This window comes from Pseudomonas sp. SR18 (assembly GCF_023701505.1).
In the GTDB taxonomy this organism is placed as follows: domain Bacteria; phylum Pseudomonadota; class Gammaproteobacteria; order Pseudomonadales; family Pseudomonadaceae; genus Aquipseudomonas; species Aquipseudomonas cyclaminis.
The window spans coordinates 60,926-80,282 of record NZ_JAMQAU010000015.1 but is presented as its reverse complement, the minus strand read 5'-3'; the positions used below and the strand labels follow the sequence as shown (position 1 = coordinate 80,282).

Annotated in this window: 15 protein-coding genes; all 15 read left to right on the top strand. The window is 61.1% G+C overall.

Features of this window, described 5'->3' with window-relative positions; translation table 11 throughout:
* The first annotated feature begins 414 nt into the window (after positions 1 to 414).
* The gene (locus NDJ82_RS20845; RefSeq protein WP_099584949.1) at positions 415 to 1,731 is read left to right on the top strand and encodes a nucleotide sugar dehydrogenase; all 1,317 of its coding nucleotides are present in this window, start codon (positions 415 to 417) and stop codon (positions 1,729 to 1,731) included.
* Positions 1,732 to 1,813: 82 nt separating this feature from the next.
* Positions 1,814 to 3,295, top strand: a complete 1,482-nt coding sequence (gene alg8 / locus NDJ82_RS20840) for a mannuronan synthase (protein WP_160385045.1) — start codon at positions 1,814 to 1,816, stop codon at positions 3,293 to 3,295.
* A gap of 36 nt (positions 3,296 to 3,331) precedes the next feature.
* Entirely contained in the window at positions 3,332 to 4,498 is a 1,167-nt protein-coding gene (locus NDJ82_RS20835) for an alginate biosynthesis protein Alg44 (RefSeq protein WP_112193564.1), read from the top strand.
* Between the two features lie 110 nt (positions 4,499 to 4,608).
* Positions 4,609 to 6,033: an alginate biosynthesis TPR repeat lipoprotein AlgK gene (gene algK / locus NDJ82_RS20830; protein ID WP_250926240.1), complete on the top strand. Its 1,425-nt coding sequence runs from the start codon at positions 4,609 to 4,611 to the stop codon at positions 6,031 to 6,033.
* Positions 6,030 to 7,514, top strand: a complete 1,485-nt coding sequence (locus tag NDJ82_RS20825) for an alginate export family protein (protein WP_099584946.1) — start codon at positions 6,030 to 6,032, stop codon at positions 7,512 to 7,514. Before algK ends, NDJ82_RS20825 begins: the two co-directional genes overlap by 4 nt.
* A complete protein-coding gene (gene algG / locus NDJ82_RS20820) occupies positions 7,514 to 9,082 on the top strand; it encodes a mannuronan 5-epimerase AlgG (RefSeq protein ID WP_099584945.1) in 1,569 nt (522 codons plus the stop codon). Before NDJ82_RS20825 ends, algG begins: the two co-directional genes overlap by 1 nt.
* 11 nt (positions 9,083 to 9,093) lie before the next feature.
* Positions 9,094 to 10,542, top strand: a complete 1,449-nt coding sequence (locus NDJ82_RS20815) for an alginate O-acetyltransferase (RefSeq protein WP_112196908.1) — start codon at positions 9,094 to 9,096, stop codon at positions 10,540 to 10,542.
* Positions 10,543 to 10,550: 8 nt separating this feature from the next.
* Positions 10,551 to 11,660: a mannuronate-specific alginate lyase gene (locus tag NDJ82_RS20810; protein ID WP_250926207.1), complete on the top strand. Its 1,110-nt coding sequence runs from the start codon at positions 10,551 to 10,553 to the stop codon at positions 11,658 to 11,660.
* Positions 11,661 to 11,862: 202 nt separating this feature from the next.
* Entirely contained in the window at positions 11,863 to 13,404 is a 1,542-nt protein-coding gene (locus NDJ82_RS20805; protein ID WP_250926206.1) for an MBOAT family O-acyltransferase, read from the top strand.
* Positions 13,405 to 13,415: 11 nt separating this feature from the next.
* Complete coding sequence (locus NDJ82_RS20800; RefSeq protein WP_099584942.1) at positions 13,416 to 14,600, top strand: alginate O-acetyltransferase; 1,185 nt, start codon at positions 13,416 to 13,418, stop codon at positions 14,598 to 14,600.
* 16 nt (positions 14,601 to 14,616) lie between these two features.
* Positions 14,617 to 15,273, top strand: a complete 657-nt coding sequence (locus NDJ82_RS20795; protein ID WP_099584941.1) for an alginate O-acetyltransferase AlgF — start codon at positions 14,617 to 14,619, stop codon at positions 15,271 to 15,273.
* Between the two features lie 171 nt (positions 15,274 to 15,444).
* The gene (locus NDJ82_RS20790) at positions 15,445 to 16,896 is read left to right on the top strand and encodes a mannose-1-phosphate guanylyltransferase/mannose-6-phosphate isomerase (protein WP_099584940.1); all 1,452 of its coding nucleotides are present in this window, start codon (positions 15,445 to 15,447) and stop codon (positions 16,894 to 16,896) included.
* A 711-nt stretch (positions 16,897 to 17,607) separates the two neighbouring features.
* Complete coding sequence (locus NDJ82_RS20785; protein ID WP_099584938.1) at positions 17,608 to 18,072, top strand: multidrug transporter; 465 nt, start codon at positions 17,608 to 17,610, stop codon at positions 18,070 to 18,072.
* A gap of 14 nt (positions 18,073 to 18,086) precedes the next feature.
* Complete coding sequence (locus NDJ82_RS20780) at positions 18,087 to 18,899, top strand: SDR family oxidoreductase (protein ID WP_250926205.1); 813 nt, start codon at positions 18,087 to 18,089, stop codon at positions 18,897 to 18,899.
* Positions 18,900 to 19,301, top strand: a complete 402-nt coding sequence (locus tag NDJ82_RS20775; protein WP_099584936.1) for a DUF4440 domain-containing protein — start codon at positions 18,900 to 18,902, stop codon at positions 19,299 to 19,301.
* The last annotated feature ends 56 nt before the right edge of the window (positions 19,302 to 19,357 follow it).

The following is a 19,357-nucleotide window of genomic DNA, read 5'->3' as shown; positions in this document are numbered from 1 at the left end:
GTCACATTGAACTTTGACTCATTGGTCATATTGCCAACCGATTAATCAAGAGCGGCGACAAGGATGATTTGCTTCTCCCTATAAGGCCAGGGCCAAACCTCCCCTAATGGTCAGTGAGTCAACCCAAGGCATTGATATTTAAAGGTTTGCAGCCTCTATCAAAGCCCTGCGGCACTGGCGCCAGGCCCTTCTCCCAGGAAGGCCGGCTGCATTTGAGGGCAGGTCCCAACAACAAGGCCACGTTGCGCACAACTTGAGTGCACTAGTTAGCCACTCACTATTTAACATGCCTGTACGCGGTAAGTCGGCGTCTATTCGCCCAACTTTCGTGGCATCAGTGACGCTTGCAAACATGAACTCCGGCCATTAATTGGCATGTTTAACACAGTCTTGAATGACAAAGAGGTAAATGCGATGCGCATCAGCATATTTGGTCTAGGTTACGTTGGCGCAGTGTGTGCCGGTTGCCTGTCTGCCCGTGGCCACGAAGTGGTCGGCGTAGACATCTCCAAGGATAAGATCGACCTTATCAACGCTGGCAAATCGCCAATCGTTGAACCGGGTCTGGGCGAGCTGTTGAGCCAGGGTATCGAAACCGGTCGACTGCGCGGCACCACCAACTTCGCCGAAGCCATCCGCGATACCGACCTGTCGATGATTTGCGTCGGCACGCCGAGCAAGAAAAACGGCGACCTGGAACTCGACTACATCGAAGCCGTGTGCCGCGAAATCGGTTTTGTCCTGCGTGACAAAGCCACCCGCCACACCGTAGTGGTGCGCAGCACCGTGCTGCCGGGCACCGTGGCCAACGTGGTCATCCCGATTCTCGAAGACTGCTCCGGCAAGAAAGCCGGCGTCGACTTCGGTGTCGCGGTCAACCCGGAATTCCTGCGTGAATCCACCGCCATCGCCGACTACGACCTGCCACCGATGACCGTCATCGGCGAGTTCGACAAAGCCTCCGGCGATGTCCTGCAGTCGCTGTACGAAGAACTCGACGCGCCGATCATCCGCAAGGACATCGCCGTTGCCGAAATGATCAAGTACACCTGCAACGTGTGGCACGCCACCAAGGTGACCTTCGCCAACGAGATCGGCAACATCGCCAAGGCCGTCGGCGTCGATGGTCGTGAAGTGATGGAAGTAGTCTGCCAGGACAAGACCCTCAACCTGTCCCAGTACTACATGCGCCCAGGCTTCGCGTTCGGCGGCTCGTGCCTGCCAAAAGACGTGCGTGCCCTGACCTACCGCGCCAGCTCCCTGGACGTGGAAGCGCCGTTGCTCAACTCGCTGATGCGCAGCAACGAGTCCCAGGTGCAGAACGCCTTCGACATCGTTTCCAGCCACGACAAGCGCAAAGTCGCCCTGCTGGGCCTGAGCTTCAAGGCCGGCACCGACGACCTGCGTGAAAGCCCGCTGGTAGAACTCGCGGAAATGCTGATCGGCAAGGGCTACGACCTGAGCATCTACGACAGCAACGTCGAGTACGCCCGTGTCCACGGTGCGAACAAGGACTACATCGAAGGCAAGATCCCGCACGTGTCGTCCCTGCTCAACTCGGACTTCGACGACGTGATCAACAACTCCGACGTGATCATCCTGGGCAACCGTGACGAGAAATTCCGCGCCCTGGCGCAGAACGCACCGCACGGCAAGCAAGTGATCGACCTGGTGGGCTTCATGTCCAAGGCGACCTGCACGACCGGTCGCACCGAAGGCATTTGCTGGTAACAGCAACGGCAAGTTCCGCGCTGCACCTGTCCTGATCCCCAGCAGGTGCAGCCGGAGCCTTCTTCACCTTCGGATGACGCTTATGTCCAAGTTAAAACACGTACTGCTCCAATCCGCCGGCTGGCTGTTCTTTCTGAGCCTGCTGATGGGTCTCGCCCTGCTGTTGCCGGCGAGTACGTTCGACTCCGAGTCGAAGAATTTTATTTTCCTGATTGGCGCCGTCGGTATCTGGCGCTACTCGATGGGTGCTACGCATTTCTTTCGCGGCATGCTGTTTTTGTACGTGGTCTACCCGCACCTGCGCCGTAAAGTGCGCAAGCTGGGCAAGGCCGCCGACCCATCCCATGTGTTCCTGATGGTTACCAGTTTCCGGATCGATGCGCTGACCACCGCGCAGGTCTACAGCTCGGTGATCCGCGAGGCCATCGAATGCGGCTTCCCCACCACCGTGGTCTGCTCCCTGGTGGAAATGTCCGATGAGCTGCTGGTCAAGAGCCTCTGGGAAAAGATGAACCCGCCGGACCACGTCAAGCTCGACTTCGTGCGCATCGCCGGCACCGGCAAGCGTGACGGCCTGGCCTTCGGTTTCCGCGCTATCTCCCGCCACCTGCCGGACGACCGCGCCGTCGTGGCGGTGATCGATGGCGACACCGTGCTCGCCGAAGGCGTCGTACGCAAGACCGTGCCGTGGTTCCAGCTGTTCGGCAATGTCGGCGGCCTGACCACCAACGAGTTCTGTGAAGTGCGCGGCGGCTACATCATGAGCGAGTGGCACAAACTGCGCTTCGCCCAGCGCCACATCAACATGTGCTCCATGGCCCTGTCCAAGCGCGTGCTGACCATGACCGGGCGCATGTCGGTGTTCCGTGCCAGCGTCGTGACCGACCCGGGCTTTATCGCCGACGTGGAAAGTGACTCGCTGCAACACTGGCGCCTGGGCCGCTTCAAGTTTCTCACCGGCGACGACAAGTCCAGCTGGTTCAGTCTGATGCGCCTGGGCTACGACACCTTCTACGTGCCGGACGCCGCGATCAACACCGTGGAACACCCGCCGGAAAAGAGCTTTATCAAGGCCAGCCGCAAGCTGATGTTCCGCTGGTACGGCAACAACCTGCGCCAGAACTCCCGCGCCCTGGGCCTGGGCGTACGCCGCCTCGGTCTGTTCACCAGCGTGGTGCTGTTCGACCAGCGCGTGTCGATGTGGACCTCCCTGCTCGGCCTGACCGTGGCGATCATCGCCACCTTCAAATACGGCGGCGCGTTCATCCTCGCGTACCTGCTGTGGATCGGCATCACCCGCCTGATCCTCACGCTGCTGCTGTCGTGCTCCGGCCACAAGATCGGCCCGGCTTACCCGGCGATTCTCTATTACAACCAGATCATGGGCGCGCTGGTGAAGATCTACGTGTTCTTCCGCCTTGATCAACAGTCCTGGACCCGCCAGGACACCAAACTGACCCGCGATTTGGCCAGCTTTCAACGTTGGTTCAACACCTGGTCGTCTCGGACCATGACCTTCTCCGCCGGCAGCATCTTCGTCGCCGTTTTGCTGATGATGGTCTGAACCTGCCAAGCCTGAATTAACTTAGGAATACACCTGATGAATAGCCAAGCAAACGTCAACGTTGTCCACGAATCCGAAGCCCAGCGCCAACACGCACGGGTCAAAATCCCGGCCAAACTGCGCTTTTTCGGCAATGACGGCAAACCCACCGAAGCGCGGGTGATCGACCTCTCCGCCGGCGGCCTGGCATTCACTGCGACCCAACCGCTGAACGTTGGCGAAGTGCACAAGGGCCGCCTGCAGTTCGTGATCGATAACCTCGGCCTGGCGATGGACGTCGAGTTGCAGATTCGCTCCTACGACCGCCAGAGCGGCCGCACCGGTTGCCAGTTCCAGAACCTGGAGCCACAGGATATCTCGACCCTGCGCCACCTGATCACGTCGCACTTGTCCGGCGACATCGTGTCCATGGGCGACGTGCTGGCGACCCTGCAACGCGACAACTTCACCAAGGCACGCAAGGTCAAGGACAGCGGCAGCGGCATGACCGCGTTCGGTCGCCTGCGCGCCGTGGTGTTCAGCGCCGGTATCTTCATCGTTGGTCTGGCGGCGTTCGGGTTTGTCTTCAAGTCGGTGTACGGCATGTACTTCGTCAGCCACGCCCAGGCCGGCCTGGTGAGCGTGCCCGGCATGAACGTGACCATGCCGCGCGACGGCACCGTGCAAAGCCTGCTCAAAGGTGACGCGATTGCCGCCAAAGGCGCGCCACTGGCGACCTTCAGCACCAGCATGCTGGACGTGCTCAAGGGCCACTTGGACGAAGACCAACTGCAACCGGCCAAGGTCGAAGAGCTGTTCGGCAAGCAAATGACCGGCACTCTGACTTCGCCGTGTGATTGCGTGGTCGCCCAGCAAATGGTCGCCGACGGTCAGTACGCCAGCAAAGGCGATGTGATCTTCCAACTGGTGCCACGCGGCGCCCCGGCCAATGTGGAAGCACGCTTCACTTATCGCCAGTTCGGCGACGTGCGCCCAGGTACGCCAGTGAGCTTCCAGGTCGCCGACGAAGACCAGGTGCGCACCGGCACCATCGTCAGCAGCACCAGCCTGAACAGCGCCGACCTGTCCTCCGACATCCGCGTCCAGATCAAGCCTGATGCACCACTGGACAGCGCCTTCGCCGGCCGCCCGGTGGAAGTCACCAGCGACCGTGGCCCATCGCTGAACTGGCTGATCGATAAAGCCATGGCGCACGGTCTGTAAGCGAGGACATGCCTGTGAACCCTATCTCAATAACAACACCGACCCATGTGGGCGCCGGGCTTGCCCGCGATGCAGGCGACTCGGTACATCAGTTGCACCGCGCCGATACCATCGCAGGCAAGCCAGCTCCCTCACAAAGCAGATCGCACTTCGCCTCGGCCTATTGCGCGCTGGCCCTTGCGGTCAGCCTCGCCGGTTGCGCCGGCCTGCCCGACCAACGCCTGGCCAATGAAGCGCTCAAGCGTGGCGACACGGCCACCGCGCAGCAGAATTACCAGCAACTGGCAGACCTGGGTTACAGCGAGGCCCAAGTGGGCCTGGCCGATATCCAGGTAGGCACCCGCGATCCGGCGCAAATCAAACAGGCCGAAGCCACTTACCGTGCCGCGGCGGACACCTCGCCGCGCGCCCAGGCGCGCCTCGGCCGCCTGCTGGTGGCCAAGCCTGGCGCCACCGAAGCCGAGCACCATGAAGCCGAAGGTCTGCTGAAAAAAGCCTTTGCCAATGGCGAAGGCAATACCCTGATTCCGCTGGCGATGCTGTACCTGCAATACCCGCACAGCTTCCCGAATGTGAACGCCCAGCAGCAGATCAGTAAATGGCAGGCCGCCGGTTATCCGGAAGCCGGCCTGGCCCAAGTGCTGCTGTATCGCACCCAGGACACCTACGACCAGCACCTCGATGATGTGGAGCGCATCTGCAAAGCCGCGCTGAACACCACCGACATCTGCTACGTCGAACTGGCCACGGTTTATCAGAAGCAAGCCGCGCCGGAAAAACAGGCCGAGTTGCTCAAGCAGATGGAAGCCGGCTACAGCCGTGGCACCGTCACCGCCCAGCGTGTCGACAGCGTCGCTCGTGTGCTGGGCGATGCCACCCTCGGCACGCCGGACGAAAAAACCGCCCAGGCCCTGCTGGAAAAAATCGCCCCTGGCTACCCGGCATCCTGGGTCAGCCTGGCGCAGCTGCTCTACGACTTCCCGGAACTGGGCGACGTCGACCAGATGATGAAGTACCTGGACAACGGCCGCGCCGCCGACCAGCCGCGCGCCGAATTGCTCCTGGGCAAGCTCTACTACGAAGGCAAGTGGGTCCCGGCAGATGCCAAGGCCGCCGAGGCGCATTTCGAAAAAGCCGTGGGCCGTGAAGTGGCCGCCGATTACTACCTCGGCCAGATCTACCGCCGTGGCTACCTGGGCAAGGTCTACCCGCAAAGAGCCCTGGACCACTTGCTGACCGCTGCGCGCAACGGCCAGAACAGTGCCGATTTCGCCATCGCCCAACTGTTTTCCCAAGGCAAGGGCACCAAGCCCGACCCATTGAACGCCTATGTCTTCAGCCAATTGGCCAAAGCCCAGGACACCCCGGAAGCCGTTGAGCTGGCCACCCAGCTCGAAGCGCCCCTGACGCCGGAACAACGCGCCCAAGGCCAACGCCTGGTGCAACAGGAACTGGCCACTCGCGGCACCCTGGCCCAGAGCTCGTTGCAACTGCACGCCCTGGATGAAGAAGAAGACGGCGAGGAATCCCTATGAAGCTCAACCCATTCGTCAAGGCCGGCATTGGCCTGACCTTTGCCCTGCTGTGGTCGTGCCCGACCCTGGCCGCGCTGACCGAAGCCAAGAACTTCGGCCTGGAAGTGAAAATCACCGGCCAGTCCGAAGATGACCGCGACCTGGGCACGCAAAAAGGCGGCGACGTCAACGGCGTCGGTATCGACCTGCGCCCGTGGATCTACGGCGAAAGCGGCAACTGGAGCGCTTATGCGATGGGCCAGGCGGTTGCCTCCAGCGACATCATCGAGACCGACACCCTGCAACAGTCGGCCGATGACGAAAACCAGCAAACCACCAACAACGACCGCAAGACCAAGAAAAACTACTTGGCGATGCGCGAGTTCTGGGTCGGCTACAGCGGCTTCACGCCCTACCCTGGCGAGATCCTCAAGCTCGGCCGCCAACGCCTGCGCAATGACGACGGCCAATGGCGCGACACCAACATCGAAGCGCTGAACTGGACCTTCGACACCACTTTGCTCAAAGCCAACGTGGGCGTCGCCGAACGCTTCAGCGAATACCGCACCGACCTCAAGGAACTGGCGCCCGTCGACAAGGACCGCCAGCACCTCTACGCAGACGCCGCCTACCAGTGGACGCCCGGCCAGTGGATCGGCCTGCGCGGTCACCACACCCATGACAACGGCAAGCTCGACTACCCGGAACCCGGCCAGCCGACCGACTCGTTGGACAAACGCGAGAACGGCGACCTGACCTGGCTCGGCATCGAAGCCAACAGCGACGCCTACAACTGGCGCAACACCAACACCGTCAACTACTGGGCAAGCATCACGGGCATGCGCGGTGATCGCGACAAGGTCAACGCGCTCAAGTCTGACGGCACCCGTCCCGACCAGGCCAAGAACAGCGACGACCTGAGTGGTTGGGCCACCGATATCGGCGTGCGTCTGCGCCTCGACCCGCAATGGCAAGTGGGTGCGGCCTACGCCCGCGCCAGCGCCGACTACGAGCAGAACGGCCTGCAAAGCAACCGTTCGAACTGGACTGGCACCCAGTCCCGCGTGCACCGCTTCGGCGAAGCGTTTCGCGGCGAGATGAACAACATGCAGTCCATGAGCCTGTTCGGTTCCTGGCAGCTGCGCGAGGACTACGACGCCAGCCTGGTCTACCACAAGTTCTGGCGCGTGGACGGCAACAAGCCGGTGAGCAGCAACGGCATCGCCGCGCTGGATAACACCACCGACGCCGCCGGTGACATTATCGCCAGCACCTCCCTGCCACTGGCCGACGGCAAGAAAGATCTGGGTCAGGAGATGGACCTGGTCGTCACCAAGTACTTCAAGAAAGGCCTGCTGCCGGCCGCGCTCAGCCAGTCGGTTGACGAACCCTCGGCCCTGGTGCGTTTCCGTGCCGGCGTGTTCAAACCGGGCGACGCCTATGGCAGCAATGTCGACTCCTACATGCACCGCGCCTTTGTCGACGTGGTCTGGAAATTCTGATGGGAGCCTGCGCCATGAATCCTCAAAGCCTGCTCGTCGCGGCCATGCTGCTGGCCAGCGCCTCGGCCCTGGCCGACACGCCGGCCAAGGCGCCGACCATCGCCAAGGAACTGCAACAGGCCAAGACCTACACCATTTCCAGCCCGCCCACCGCGCCGCTGGAAATGGCCAAGCCGGCCCTGCCGGACCTGTCGGGCTACACCGCCGCCGCGATGGAAAAGAAGATCGTGCGCAGCAAGCCCGGCAAAATCAGCATCCGCCGCATGATGCAGGAAGACGCCCTCAAGGACTTTATCGGCGGCGACAACAAGATGGCCGAATGGGTGGTGCGCCAGCACGGCATTCCCCAGGCGATTTTTGTCGACGACGGCTACATGAACCTCAAGGACTTGCTGGGCAAAGTGCCCAAGCAGTACTTCAGCGAAACCTCGCCTGGCGTGTTCCTGGCCAAGTTGCCGATCGTGGTCGGGCGCAAGGGCATCCTGGACATCGACAACAAGACCCAGGAGCTGCGCCTGTCCCAGCAGGCCGGTTCGTTCCTGATCAACGACGGCCAGCTGTTTGTGCGTGACACCAAAGTCACCGGCTGGGACGAGAAGGCCAACGGCCCGGCGCTGTTCAAGTCGCCCAAGGAGTTCCGCCCGTTCCTGCTGGCCTGGGGCGGCACCGAGACCTACATCTCCAAGACCAAGATGGCCAGCTTCGGCTACGCCAACAGTAAGTCGTACGGGGTGAGTATTTCCCAGTACACGCCGAACATGGCCAAGGTGCTCAAGCGCGCGGAACCGACCGGCTGGATCATCGATTCCGAGTTCTCGGACATGTGGTACGGCTTCTATTGCTACGAGACCACAGGCTTTGTGATCAAGGGCAATACCTACAAAGACAACATCGTCTACGGCATTGACCCCCACGACCGTTCCCACGGCCTGATCATCGCGGACAACACCGTCTACGGCACCAAGAAGAAGCACGGCATCATCATTTCCCGGGAAGTGAACGACAGCTTCATCTTCAATAACCGCAGCTACGACAACAAGCTCTCGGGCCTGGTACTGGACCGTAACAGCGTCAACAACGTGGTGGCCGACAACGAGTTCTACCGCAACCACACCGACGGCATCACGCTCTATGAGAGCGGCGATAACCTGCTGTGGGGCAACAAGGTGATCAGCAACCGTCGCCACGGCATTCGGGTGCGCAACAGCGTGAACATCAAGCTGTACGAAAACACCTCGATGGCCAACGGCCTGACCGGCGTCTACGGCCACATCAAGGATTTGACCGACACCGACCGCGACATCGCCCTCGACCCGTTCGACGCCAAGGTCTCGCTGATCGTGGTCGGCGGTGAGCTGGCCGGTAACGGCAGCGGGCCGCTGTCCATCGACTCGCCGCTGAGCATCGAGCTGTACCGCGTGTCGATGCTGGCGCCGACCAAATCCAGCGGCATCAGCTTCTCCGGCGTTCTTGGCGAGCGCCAGGAAGAAATTCTCGACCTGCTGGTGCGCCAGCAGAAAGCCGTGCTGATCGACCCTGTCGAACGCCAGACCGAAATGCAGGACTGAGGATGACCCTTATGCACCCACACATGATCAAACTGCTGAGCCTCTCGGGTCTGACCCTCGGCCTGCTCGCGGCCAGCCAGGGCGTACGCGCCGACGAGCTGAAGGCTCCGACCTTCACCGCCGAGCCGTGCTGCAGCCTGTGCCCGGCCGCCCATGACGCAAAGAACTACACCACGCGCTACCAGCAGAACTTCACCACCCTGGTACAAGCCCAGGGCGACTGGCTGTTCCGCACCCAGGAAGACCTGCGCACCGAATTCGACACCAGCCCCGCCGGCTACAAGCGCATGCAACAGCTGCACGATGCGTTCAAGGCCAAGGGCGTGGAACTGGTGGTGGTCTACCAGCCGACCCGTGGCCTGGTTAACCGCAACAAGCTCAACCCCGAAGAAAAAGCCAAGTTCGACTTCGACAAGGCCCTGGGCAACTACAAAACCATGCTCGGTCGTTTCGCCAAGATGGGCTACGTGGTGCCGGACCTGTCGCCGTTGACCAATGAGCAACTGCCGGATGAACTGCCGGCCCACGATTTCTACTTCCGTGGCGACCAGCACTGGACGCCATACGGCGCCCAGCGCACCGCGAAGATCGTCGGCGCCAAAGTGCGTGCCATGCCTGAGTTTGCCGATATTCCCAAGCGTGAATTCGAGACCAAGCGCTCCGGGCGCATGGGCAAGACCGGCACCCTGCACAACATGGCCGGGCAGCTGTGCGGCACCAGCTACGCGATCCAGTACATGGACCAGTTCACCACCGAGCCCAAGGGCGAAGCCGGTGACGGCGACCTGTTCGGCGATTCCGGCAACCCGCAGATCACCCTGGTGGGCACCAGCCACAGCGGCAAGAACTACAACTTCGCCGGCTTCCTGGAACAGGAAATCGGTGCCGACATCCTCAACGTCGCCTTCCCCGGCGGTGGCCTGGAAGGTTCGATGATCCAGTACCTGGGCAGCGACGAATTCCAGAAAACCCCGCCGAAAATCCTCATCTGGGAGTTCTCGCCGCTGTACCGCCTGGACCAGGAGACCATCTACCGCCAGATGATGTCGCTGCTGGACAACGGCTGCGAAGGCAAGACCGCGCAGATGAGCGCCAGCACGACGTTGAAACCCGGCAAGAACGAATTGATGGTTAACAGTTCGAACAAAGACCTGCGCAACGCCAACCATCAGGTTGATATCCGCTTCGCCGATCCGTCGGTGAAAACCTTGCAAGCCACCCTCTGGTACATGAACGGGCGCCACGAGGACATCAAGATCGAGAAACCCGAAACATCCGATACAGACGGGCGTTTCGCCTTTGAACTGCGCACCGATGAAGACTGGGCCTCGCAGAACTTGCTGGCCGTGGAAGTGCAGGGCCCCGAAGCGGGCGCTGCGGCGCAGAAGGTCGAAGCGAAAATTTGCACACGCAACGTATTCGCCGCCGGTGGTCAACAGACTGCATCAACGGGGCAATGAGGTTACTTATGCAGAAGTTATTGATTCCATCGTTGCTCGGCCTGGCGATCTTTGCCGGCGCAGCCAACGCCGCCGCGCCACTGCGGCCGCCCCAGGGCTATTTCGCACCGATCGAAGCGTTCAAGACCGGCGACTTCAAGGAAAACTGCGACAGCATGCCGACGCCGTACACCGGCCCGCTGCAATTTCGCAGCAAGTACGAAGGCTCCGACAAGGCCCGTTCGACGCTGAACGTGCAGTCGGAAAAGGCCTTTCGTGACAGCACCGCCGACATCACCAAGCTGGAAAAAGACACCAGCAAGCGCGTGATGCAGTTCATGCGCGACGGCCGCCCGGAGCAGCTTGAATGCACGCTGAACTGGCTGGTGTCGTGGGCCAAGGCTGACGCGTTGATGTCCAAGGACTTCAACCACACCGGCAAGTCCATGCGCAAATGGGCGCTGGGCAGCATGGCCTCGGCCTATGTGCGCCTGAAGTTCTCCGACTCGCACCCGCTGGCCAACCACCCGCAGGAAGCCCAACTGATCGAAGCCTGGTTCAACAAACTGGCCGATCAGGTGGTGAGCGATTGGGACAACCTGCCCCTGGAAAAAACCAACAACCACTCCTACTGGGCCGCCTGGTCGGTGATGGCGACGTCCATCGCCACCAACCGTCGCGACCTGTTTGATTGGGCGGTGAAGGAATACAAAGTCGGCGTGAACCAGGTCGACGACCAGGGCTTCCTGCCCAACGAATTGAAGCGTCAGCAGCGGGCCTTGTCGTACCACAACTACGCCCTGCCGCCACTGTCGATGATCGCCAGTTTTGCCCTGGTCAACGGTGTCGACCTGCGCCAGGAAAACAACAGCGCGCTCAAGCGCCTGGGCGACAAAGTGCTGGCTGGGGTCAAGGACCCGGAGATCTTCGAGCAGAAGAACGGCAAAGAGCAGGACATGAAGGATTTGAAGCAGGACATGAAATTCGCCTGGCTCGAACCCTTCTGCACCCTCTACACCTGCGCCCCGGATGTGGTGGAGCGCAAGCATGGGATGCAGCCGTTCAAGACGTTCCGCCTCGGCGGTGACCTGACCAAGGTCTACGACCCGGCGCACGAAAAAGGCAACAAAGGTTCCTGACGAAACGCGGTGAATAAAAAATGTGGGAGGGGGCTTGCCCCCGATAGCAATGGCGACTGTTACACCGCCATCGGGGGCAAGCCCCCTCCCACATTTGAAGCCGGTTTCGACAGTGAGATTGCAATACAACCCTCCCCGATATTCGTGGGGGGTTTGGGGGGGCTGCGGCCCTTGACTGTTGGTTAAACATGGAGAGATCGGGATGGTTTTCTCGTCCAATGTGTTCCTGTTTCTGTTCTTGCCGATCTTTCTCGGCTTGTACTACTTGAGCGGGCAACGCTATCGCAACCTGCTGCTGCTGATTGCCAGCTATGTGTTCTACGCCTGGTGGCGAGTGGACTTCCTGGCGCTGTTCGCCGCCGTCACGCTGTGGAACTACTGGATCGGCCTCAAGGTCGGTGCAGCCGGCGTGCGCACCAAGCCGGCCCAACGCTGGCTGCTGCTCGGCGTGGCCGTCGACCTGTGCATCCTCGGCTACTTCAAGTACGCCAACTTCGGCGTCGACAGCATCAACGTCATGATGAAGTCGGCGGGCCTTGAGCCGTTCATCCTCACCCACGTGCTGTTGCCGATCGGAATCTCGTTCTACATTTTCGAGTCCATCAGCTACATCATCGACGTGTACCGTGGCGACACCCCGGCGACCCGCAACCTGATCGACTTTGCGGCGTTCGTGGCGATTTTCCCGCACTTGATTGCCGGCCCTGTTCTGCGTTTTCGCGACCTGGCCGACCAGTTCAACAACCGCACCCACACCCTCGACAAGTTCTCCGAGGGCTGCACGCGGTTCATGCAGGGTTTCATCAAGAAGGTGTTTATCGCCGATACCCTGGCGGTGGTGGCCGACCATTGCTTCGCCCTGCAAAACCCGACCACCGGCGACGCCTGGCTCGGCGCGCTGGCCTACACCGCGCAGCTGTACTTCGACTTTTCCGGCTACAGCGACATGGCCATCGGCCTGGGCTTGATGATGGGTTTCCGCTTCATGGAAAACTTCAAGCAGCCGTACATCAGCCAGTCGATCACCGAGTTCTGGCGCCGCTGGCACATCAGCCTGTCCACCTGGCTGCGTGACTACCTGTACATCACCCTGGGCGGCAACCGTAAAGGCACGCTAACCACCTATCGCAACCTGTTCCTGACCATGCTGCTCGGTGGCCTGTGGCACGGTGCGAACATCACCTACATCGTCTGGGGTGCGTGGCACGGCATGTGGCTGGCGATTGAAAAAGCCATCGGCCTCAACACTTCGCCGCGCAGCTTCAACCCGGTGCGTTGGGCCTTCACCTTCCTGCTGGTGGTGATGGGCTGGGTAATCTTCCGCGCCGAGAACCTGCACGTCGCCGGCCGTATGTACGGTGCGATGTTCAGCTTTGGCGAGTGGTCGCTGTCGGAACTCAACCGCGCCAACCTGACCGGCCTGCAAGTGGCAACCCTGGTGGTGGCGTACGCAACCCTGGCGTTCTTTGGCCTGCGCGACTTCTACACCAACCGTCCTGCCGAGAAGACCGAGAAAACCAAGCCGGCCGATCCGAGCCTGATCAAGGCCGTACCGGGCGACAACCCAGGCAGCATCCACGAGCCCGGTTTCACCGTGGGCAAAGATGCCGCCGTACAACCGGCCTACTGGACCGCTGACTGGCCACGCTACGCCATGCGCGCTGCGGTGCTGCTGCTGTTCGTGGCGTCGATTCTCAAACTGTCGGCGCAGAGTTTCTCGCCGTTCCTTTACTTCCAATTCTGAGGGAGCCGACCATGACCCGTTCATTACGCGTCCTCTATATCAGCCTGTTCATGGTGCTGCTGCTGGCACTCGGCGCCTGGTCGCTGCGCAGCTTTCTGGGCTTCAGCACCAACGCCGAGGCCACCGTGCTCAATGGTCGCTGGACCAAGGCCGTCGAGACGCACTACGACGACGAGTTCCCGATCAAGCGCATCGGCACCAACCTCTGGGCGGCGCTGGACTACAAGCTGTTCAATGAAGGCCGCCCCGGCGTGGTGCTGGGCCGCGATCATTGGTTGTACAGCGACGAGGAGTTCAACCCCGCCGTCAACGAGGACCAGAACCTGCAAGGCAACTACGCGCTGGTCGAAGGCGTACGCCAGAAGCTCAAGGCCCAAGGCATCCAACTGGTGATGGCGATCGTGCCGGCCAAGGTGCGCCTCTACCCGGAACACCTGGGTGAAGTGAAACCGGCGAGCATCCACGCCAACCTGTACCAGGACTTCCATGCCCGTGTCGCCGCCGACAACATCCCGGCGCCCGACCTGCTCGGCCCGTTGCAACAGGCCAAGCTGGGCGGCAAGCAAGTGTTCCTGCGCACCGACACCCACTGGACGCCGGATGGTGCCGAAGTCGCGGCCAAGCAGTTGGCCAAGGCGATTGCCGACAAGACCCCGCTGAGCGGCGAGCCGCAGCGCTTTGTCACCGAGGCCGAAAAGACCGAGCCGCACAAAGGCGACCTGCGTCTGTTCCTGCCCCTGGACCCGCTGTTTGAAAACCTGATGCCGCCTAAAGAGCCGCTGGAAAAACGCGTCACGCACCTGGCCGAAACCAAAGGCGACGACGCGCTGTTCAGCGACAGCGAAACCCCGGTGGCACTGGTCGGCACCAGTTACAGCGCCAACCCCAACTGGAACTTCGTCGGTGCCCTCAAGCAAGCCCTGGGCAGCGACGTGGTCAGCTACGCAGAAGACGGCCACGGCCCGATCCTGCCGATGCTCAGCTACCTGAAAAGTGACGACTTCAAGAACAGCCCGCCACAGGTGCTGATCTGGGAGTTTCCTGAACGCTATCTGCCTGTGAACAACGAAATCGGTGATGCCGACCCTGCGTGGGTTGCGCAACTTAAACAAGCCGGTTCACGCCAACAAAACATGGCACTGAACACCCCAGTTAAAAACCAAAAATCCGAGACGCCCGACCGGGCGCAAAACTGAAAGAGAGGTAACTCACATGACTTTCACTACAACTCCTCGTCGTCTCGCTAAAACCCTGGCCATTGCTGCCGGTCTGAGCTTCGTATCGATGTCCGCCTTCGCCGGTGGCGATGCCGCGCTCTACGGCCCTACCGCGCCAAAAGGTTCGAGCTTCGTACGTATCTACAACGCCAGCAACCAGGAAGTCAGCGCCACCGTGGGCAACACCAACCTCAGCGAGGTTGCGCCACTGGCCAGCAGTGACTTCAGCTTCATGCCGGGCGGTGACTACAGCGCCAAGGTTGGCAGCCAGACCCTGCCGGTCAAACTCGCCGCCGACCACTACTACACCCTGGTCAACAGCGGCAGCGGCCAGCCTCAGCTGATCGAAGAACCGCCGTTCAAGAACAAGCAGAAGTCCCTGGTGCGCGTGCAGAACCTCAGCGACAAGGCCCTGACCCTCAAGACCGCTGACGGCAAGACCGACGTGGTCAAGTCGGTAGCCGCCAAAGGCCGTGGCGAGCGTGAGATCAACCCGGTGAAGGTGAGCCTGGCGTTGTATGACGGTGACAAGAAAGTCGGCGATGTGAAGCCGGTTGCCCTGGAGCGCGGTGAAGCAGCGGTGCTGTATGTCACCGGTTCCGGCAGCAGCCTGTCGCCAGTGTGGGTGAAACGCCCCGTGTCGACCCGCTAACTATTCCCCTGTGGGAGCCGGGCTTGCCCGCGATGGCATCACCTCGGTGTCACTGACAGACCGAGTCGCCTGCATCGCAGGCAAGCCAGCTCCCACAGGGACCGAGACAAAAACAAGAGTGAAACGACAAACCTTCGTAGCTCTGACCCAAATTGATTCAAGGAGAAACACATGATCCCAGTAATCCTTTCCGGTGGTAGCGGCTCACGTCTTTGGCCGCTTTCCCGTAAACAGTTCCCCAAGCAATTCCTGGCCCTGACCGGTGAGCACACGCTGTTCCAGCAAACCCTGGAGCGCCTGGTATTCGAAGGCATGGACACCCCGATCGTGGTCTGCAACAAGGATCACCGCTTCATCGTCAACGAGCAGTTGAGCGCACGTAAGCTCGAATGCCAACGCATCCTGATGGAGCCGTTCGGTCGCAACACCGCGCCGGCCGTGGCCCTGACCGCGATGATGCTGGTCAACGAAGGCCGCGACGAGCTGATGCTGGTGCTGCCCGCCGACCACGTGATCGATGACCAGAAAGCCTTGCAACGCGCCCTGGCCCTGGCCACCGTGGCAGCCGAGCGTGGCGAGATGGTGTTGTTCGGCGTGCCGGCCACCCGTCCGGAAACCGGTTATGGCTACATCAAGTCCACCAACGATTCGCTGCTGCCCGAAGGCGTGAGCCGCGTTGAGCAGTTCGTGGAAAAACCCAATGAAAAACGCGCTGTCGAGTTCGTCAAAAGCGGCGGCTACTTCTGGAACAGCGGCATGTTCCTGTTCCGCGCCAGCCGCTTCCTCGAAGAGCTGAAAAAGCACGATCCGGACATCTACGACACCTGCGTGCTGACCCTGGAGCGCAGCGAACAGACCGCCGACACCGTGTCCTTCGACGAAGCCACCTTCGCCTGCTGCCCGGACAATTCCATCGACTACGCCGTGATGGAAAAAACCCAACGCGCCTGCGTCGTACCGCTGAGCGCCGGTTGGAGCGACGTGGGTTGCTGGGCCTCGCTGTGGGCGGTCAACGATAAAGACGCCAACGGCAACGTCACCAAGGGCGACGTGGTGATCCAGGACAGCAAGAACTGCATGATCCACGGCAACGGCAAGCTGGTGTCGGTGATCGGCCTGGAAAACATCGTGGTGGTGGAAACCAAGGACGCGATGATGATTGCCCACAAGGACAAGGTCCAGGGCGTCAAGCAGATGGTCAACACCCTCAACGAACAGGGCCGCAGCGAGACCCAGAACCACTGCGAAGTCTACCGTCCGTGGGGCTCCTACGACTCGGTGGACATGGGCGGCCGCTTCCAGGTCAAGCACATCTCGGTCAAGCCGGGCGCGTGCCTGTCATTGCAGATGCACCACCACCGCGCCGAACACTGGATCGTGGTCAGCGGCACGGCTGAAGTGACCTGCGACGAGAACGTGTTCCTGCTCTGCGAGAACCAGTCGACCTACATCCCGATCGCCTCGGTGCACCGCCTGCGCAACCCGGGCAAGATCCCGTTGGAGATCATCGAAGTGCAATCGGGCAGCTACCTGGGCGAAGACGACATCGAGCGTTTTGAAGATATCTACGGTCGCTCGACGCCGGTTGAACGTGGTGTGTCGGTGAAAACTATCGCGCAGTAAAACAGTCGTACAAGAAGCCCTCGCCCAGCCGACTGCGTCCCCTATCCGCAGCCGGTTGGGCGGGGGCTTTTTTATTCAATCATTGCCAGCGCCAATGCCAGTGCCGCAGAACGTCCGTCAATTGCGTCAAGCGTTACCGAACTTGACAGCACCGTACAACTGGGCCGCCTTACCACCCTCGGTCATGAGCGCGCCCAAGACTCTGGACAACGTACCACTACTGTTGGCCAGGTTTTTCCCAGCCTCTTGCGCAGCCATGCCACCCAAGGCAATACCCGCCCCCTTGGCATGCTTGGCATTCATACCGCTGTTACACAGCTGCGACGAAGGCCCTTGCAGCAGGGTTTGACCCAAACTTGTAAGTTTGTGGTCCCGCATGCGACCAGACGAAGGAGAATTCGCCGCGTGGTCCATTTGCCGGGACGCTCCAGCAGCGTTCTGCGCTGGCGCTTTAGGGGCAGTGATGAGGGAGGTCACCACCGACGACAAGACATTGGAGACAACGGGCACAATAAGAGCTGAAGCAACCATAGTGGGTCTCACTTATTCTGACTTCGGTTATTACCCTCCTGGGCGGTCTGTATTTCCCTATGTTCGCTCTGTGGAGACAATGCGCCATCGGGTTCCTTCGTAAACGAAAACTGATGCCCACGATAGGCACCAAGGCCAACCCACAGGTAGGATGTTTTATCCGCGTATGAGGTTGTCATCATGTTTTTCGGCGTCCTACTGATCATCACCTGGCTGATCCTGCTGCTGCGCTACCCCGCCAAAGCCTTGCCGGTATCGCTGGCCGCCGCTGTCGGCCTGGGTTTTGTCGCAGTGTGGGTGGTCTGGCTGGACAACCGCGAGGCCTCGCAGCTGGCGCGCCTTGAACTGCGCATCGCCTACGCCCCACAGGACTGCCCCGCCGACCGTCCGCTGAAACTCACCCTGAACAACGGCAACGACGTGCCACTGACCGAACTGCGCTGGCGTGTCGCCGCCTATGCGCCCGGTGACACGGTGAATCTCGCCGACAACGTCTATGCTGCCCCGCGCTATCGCGGCCCCGGTGAGTTGCAGGCTGGCGCCACCTGGGACGATTGCTTGCCCACCCCGCCGCTGCGCCCCGGCTACCGCCCGCAAACCCTGGAATTTCGTGCCGAGCACCTGCAAGGCAGCTTCTCGGACTGACAAAGGATTGATCCATGCCCAATGTTCTCATCACCGGTTGCTCCAGCGGCATCGGCCGTGCGTTGGCCGATGCCTTCAAGGCTGCCGGCTACGACGTATTGACCAGCGCCCGCCGCGAAGACGACGTGATCGCCCTCAACGACGCGGGCTTCCACGCTGTGCTGCTGGACGTGAATGACGCTGCCGCCCTGCAGACCCTGGCCGCGAACCTGGACGAATTGGATGTACTGATCAACAACGCCGGCTACGGCGCCATGGGCCCGCTGCTCGACGGCGGCACCAAGGCGATGCAGCGTCAGTTCGAGACCAATGTGTTTTCCATCGTCGGCGTGACCCAGGCGCTGTTCCCGGCGCTGCGCAAGCGCAAAGGCCTGGTGGTGAATATCGGCAGCGTTTCCGGGGTGCTGGTCACGCCGTTTGCCGGTGCCTACTGCGCCTCCAAAGCGGCGGTGCATGCCTTGAGCGATGCACTGCGCATGGAACTGGCGCCGTTTGGCATACGGGTGATGGAAGTACAACCCGGCGCCATCGATACACGCTTTGCCAAAAACGCCGGGGCCCAGGCCGAGTTGCTGATCAACGAGCAATCGCCATGGTGGCCATTGCGCGAAGGCATTCGCGCACGCAGCCAGGCCTCCCAGGACAAGCCGACGCCTGCCACGGTGTTTGCGGCGGATGTGCTCAAAGCCGTGCAACAGCCGCAGCCACCACGCCTGTTGCGCTCGGGCAATGGCAGCCGGGCGCTGCCGTTGATGGCGGCGTTGTTGCCCAAGGGGTTATTGGAAACCGTGTTGAAGAAACGCTTTGGCTTGAAGGGGAATTTGTAAATGATCGACTACAGCGACTTTTTCGAAGAAGTCATCCAGACCCACATCGAGATCGAGCAATGGTTTGCCGGCGTTGCGCCTGACGGCACCTTGCAAAACCTGCTTGCGCGCTTCTCGCCGGAATTCAGCATGATCGCTCCCGCCACCGGCACACGCGTCAATGCAGCAGGGGTGAATGCGCTGTTCACGCGCCTGGGCGGGATGCGGCCGGGGCTGAAAATCACCTTGAGTGAAATGGCTGGGATTGACCGGCATGCACGCGGTGCGACGGTGACTTATCGTGAGCATCAGGTGGACGACAGCGGCACCCAAACGGATCGGCGGGCCACCGTGGTGTTTGAGAAGCAGGCGAGTGGCGCGCTGTTGTGGCGCCATTTGCATGAAACCTATGTAGCTCAATGAACTAACTGCCCAGCCGGATCCTACGAAAAACAGCGAATGGGCTGACAGCATTACAA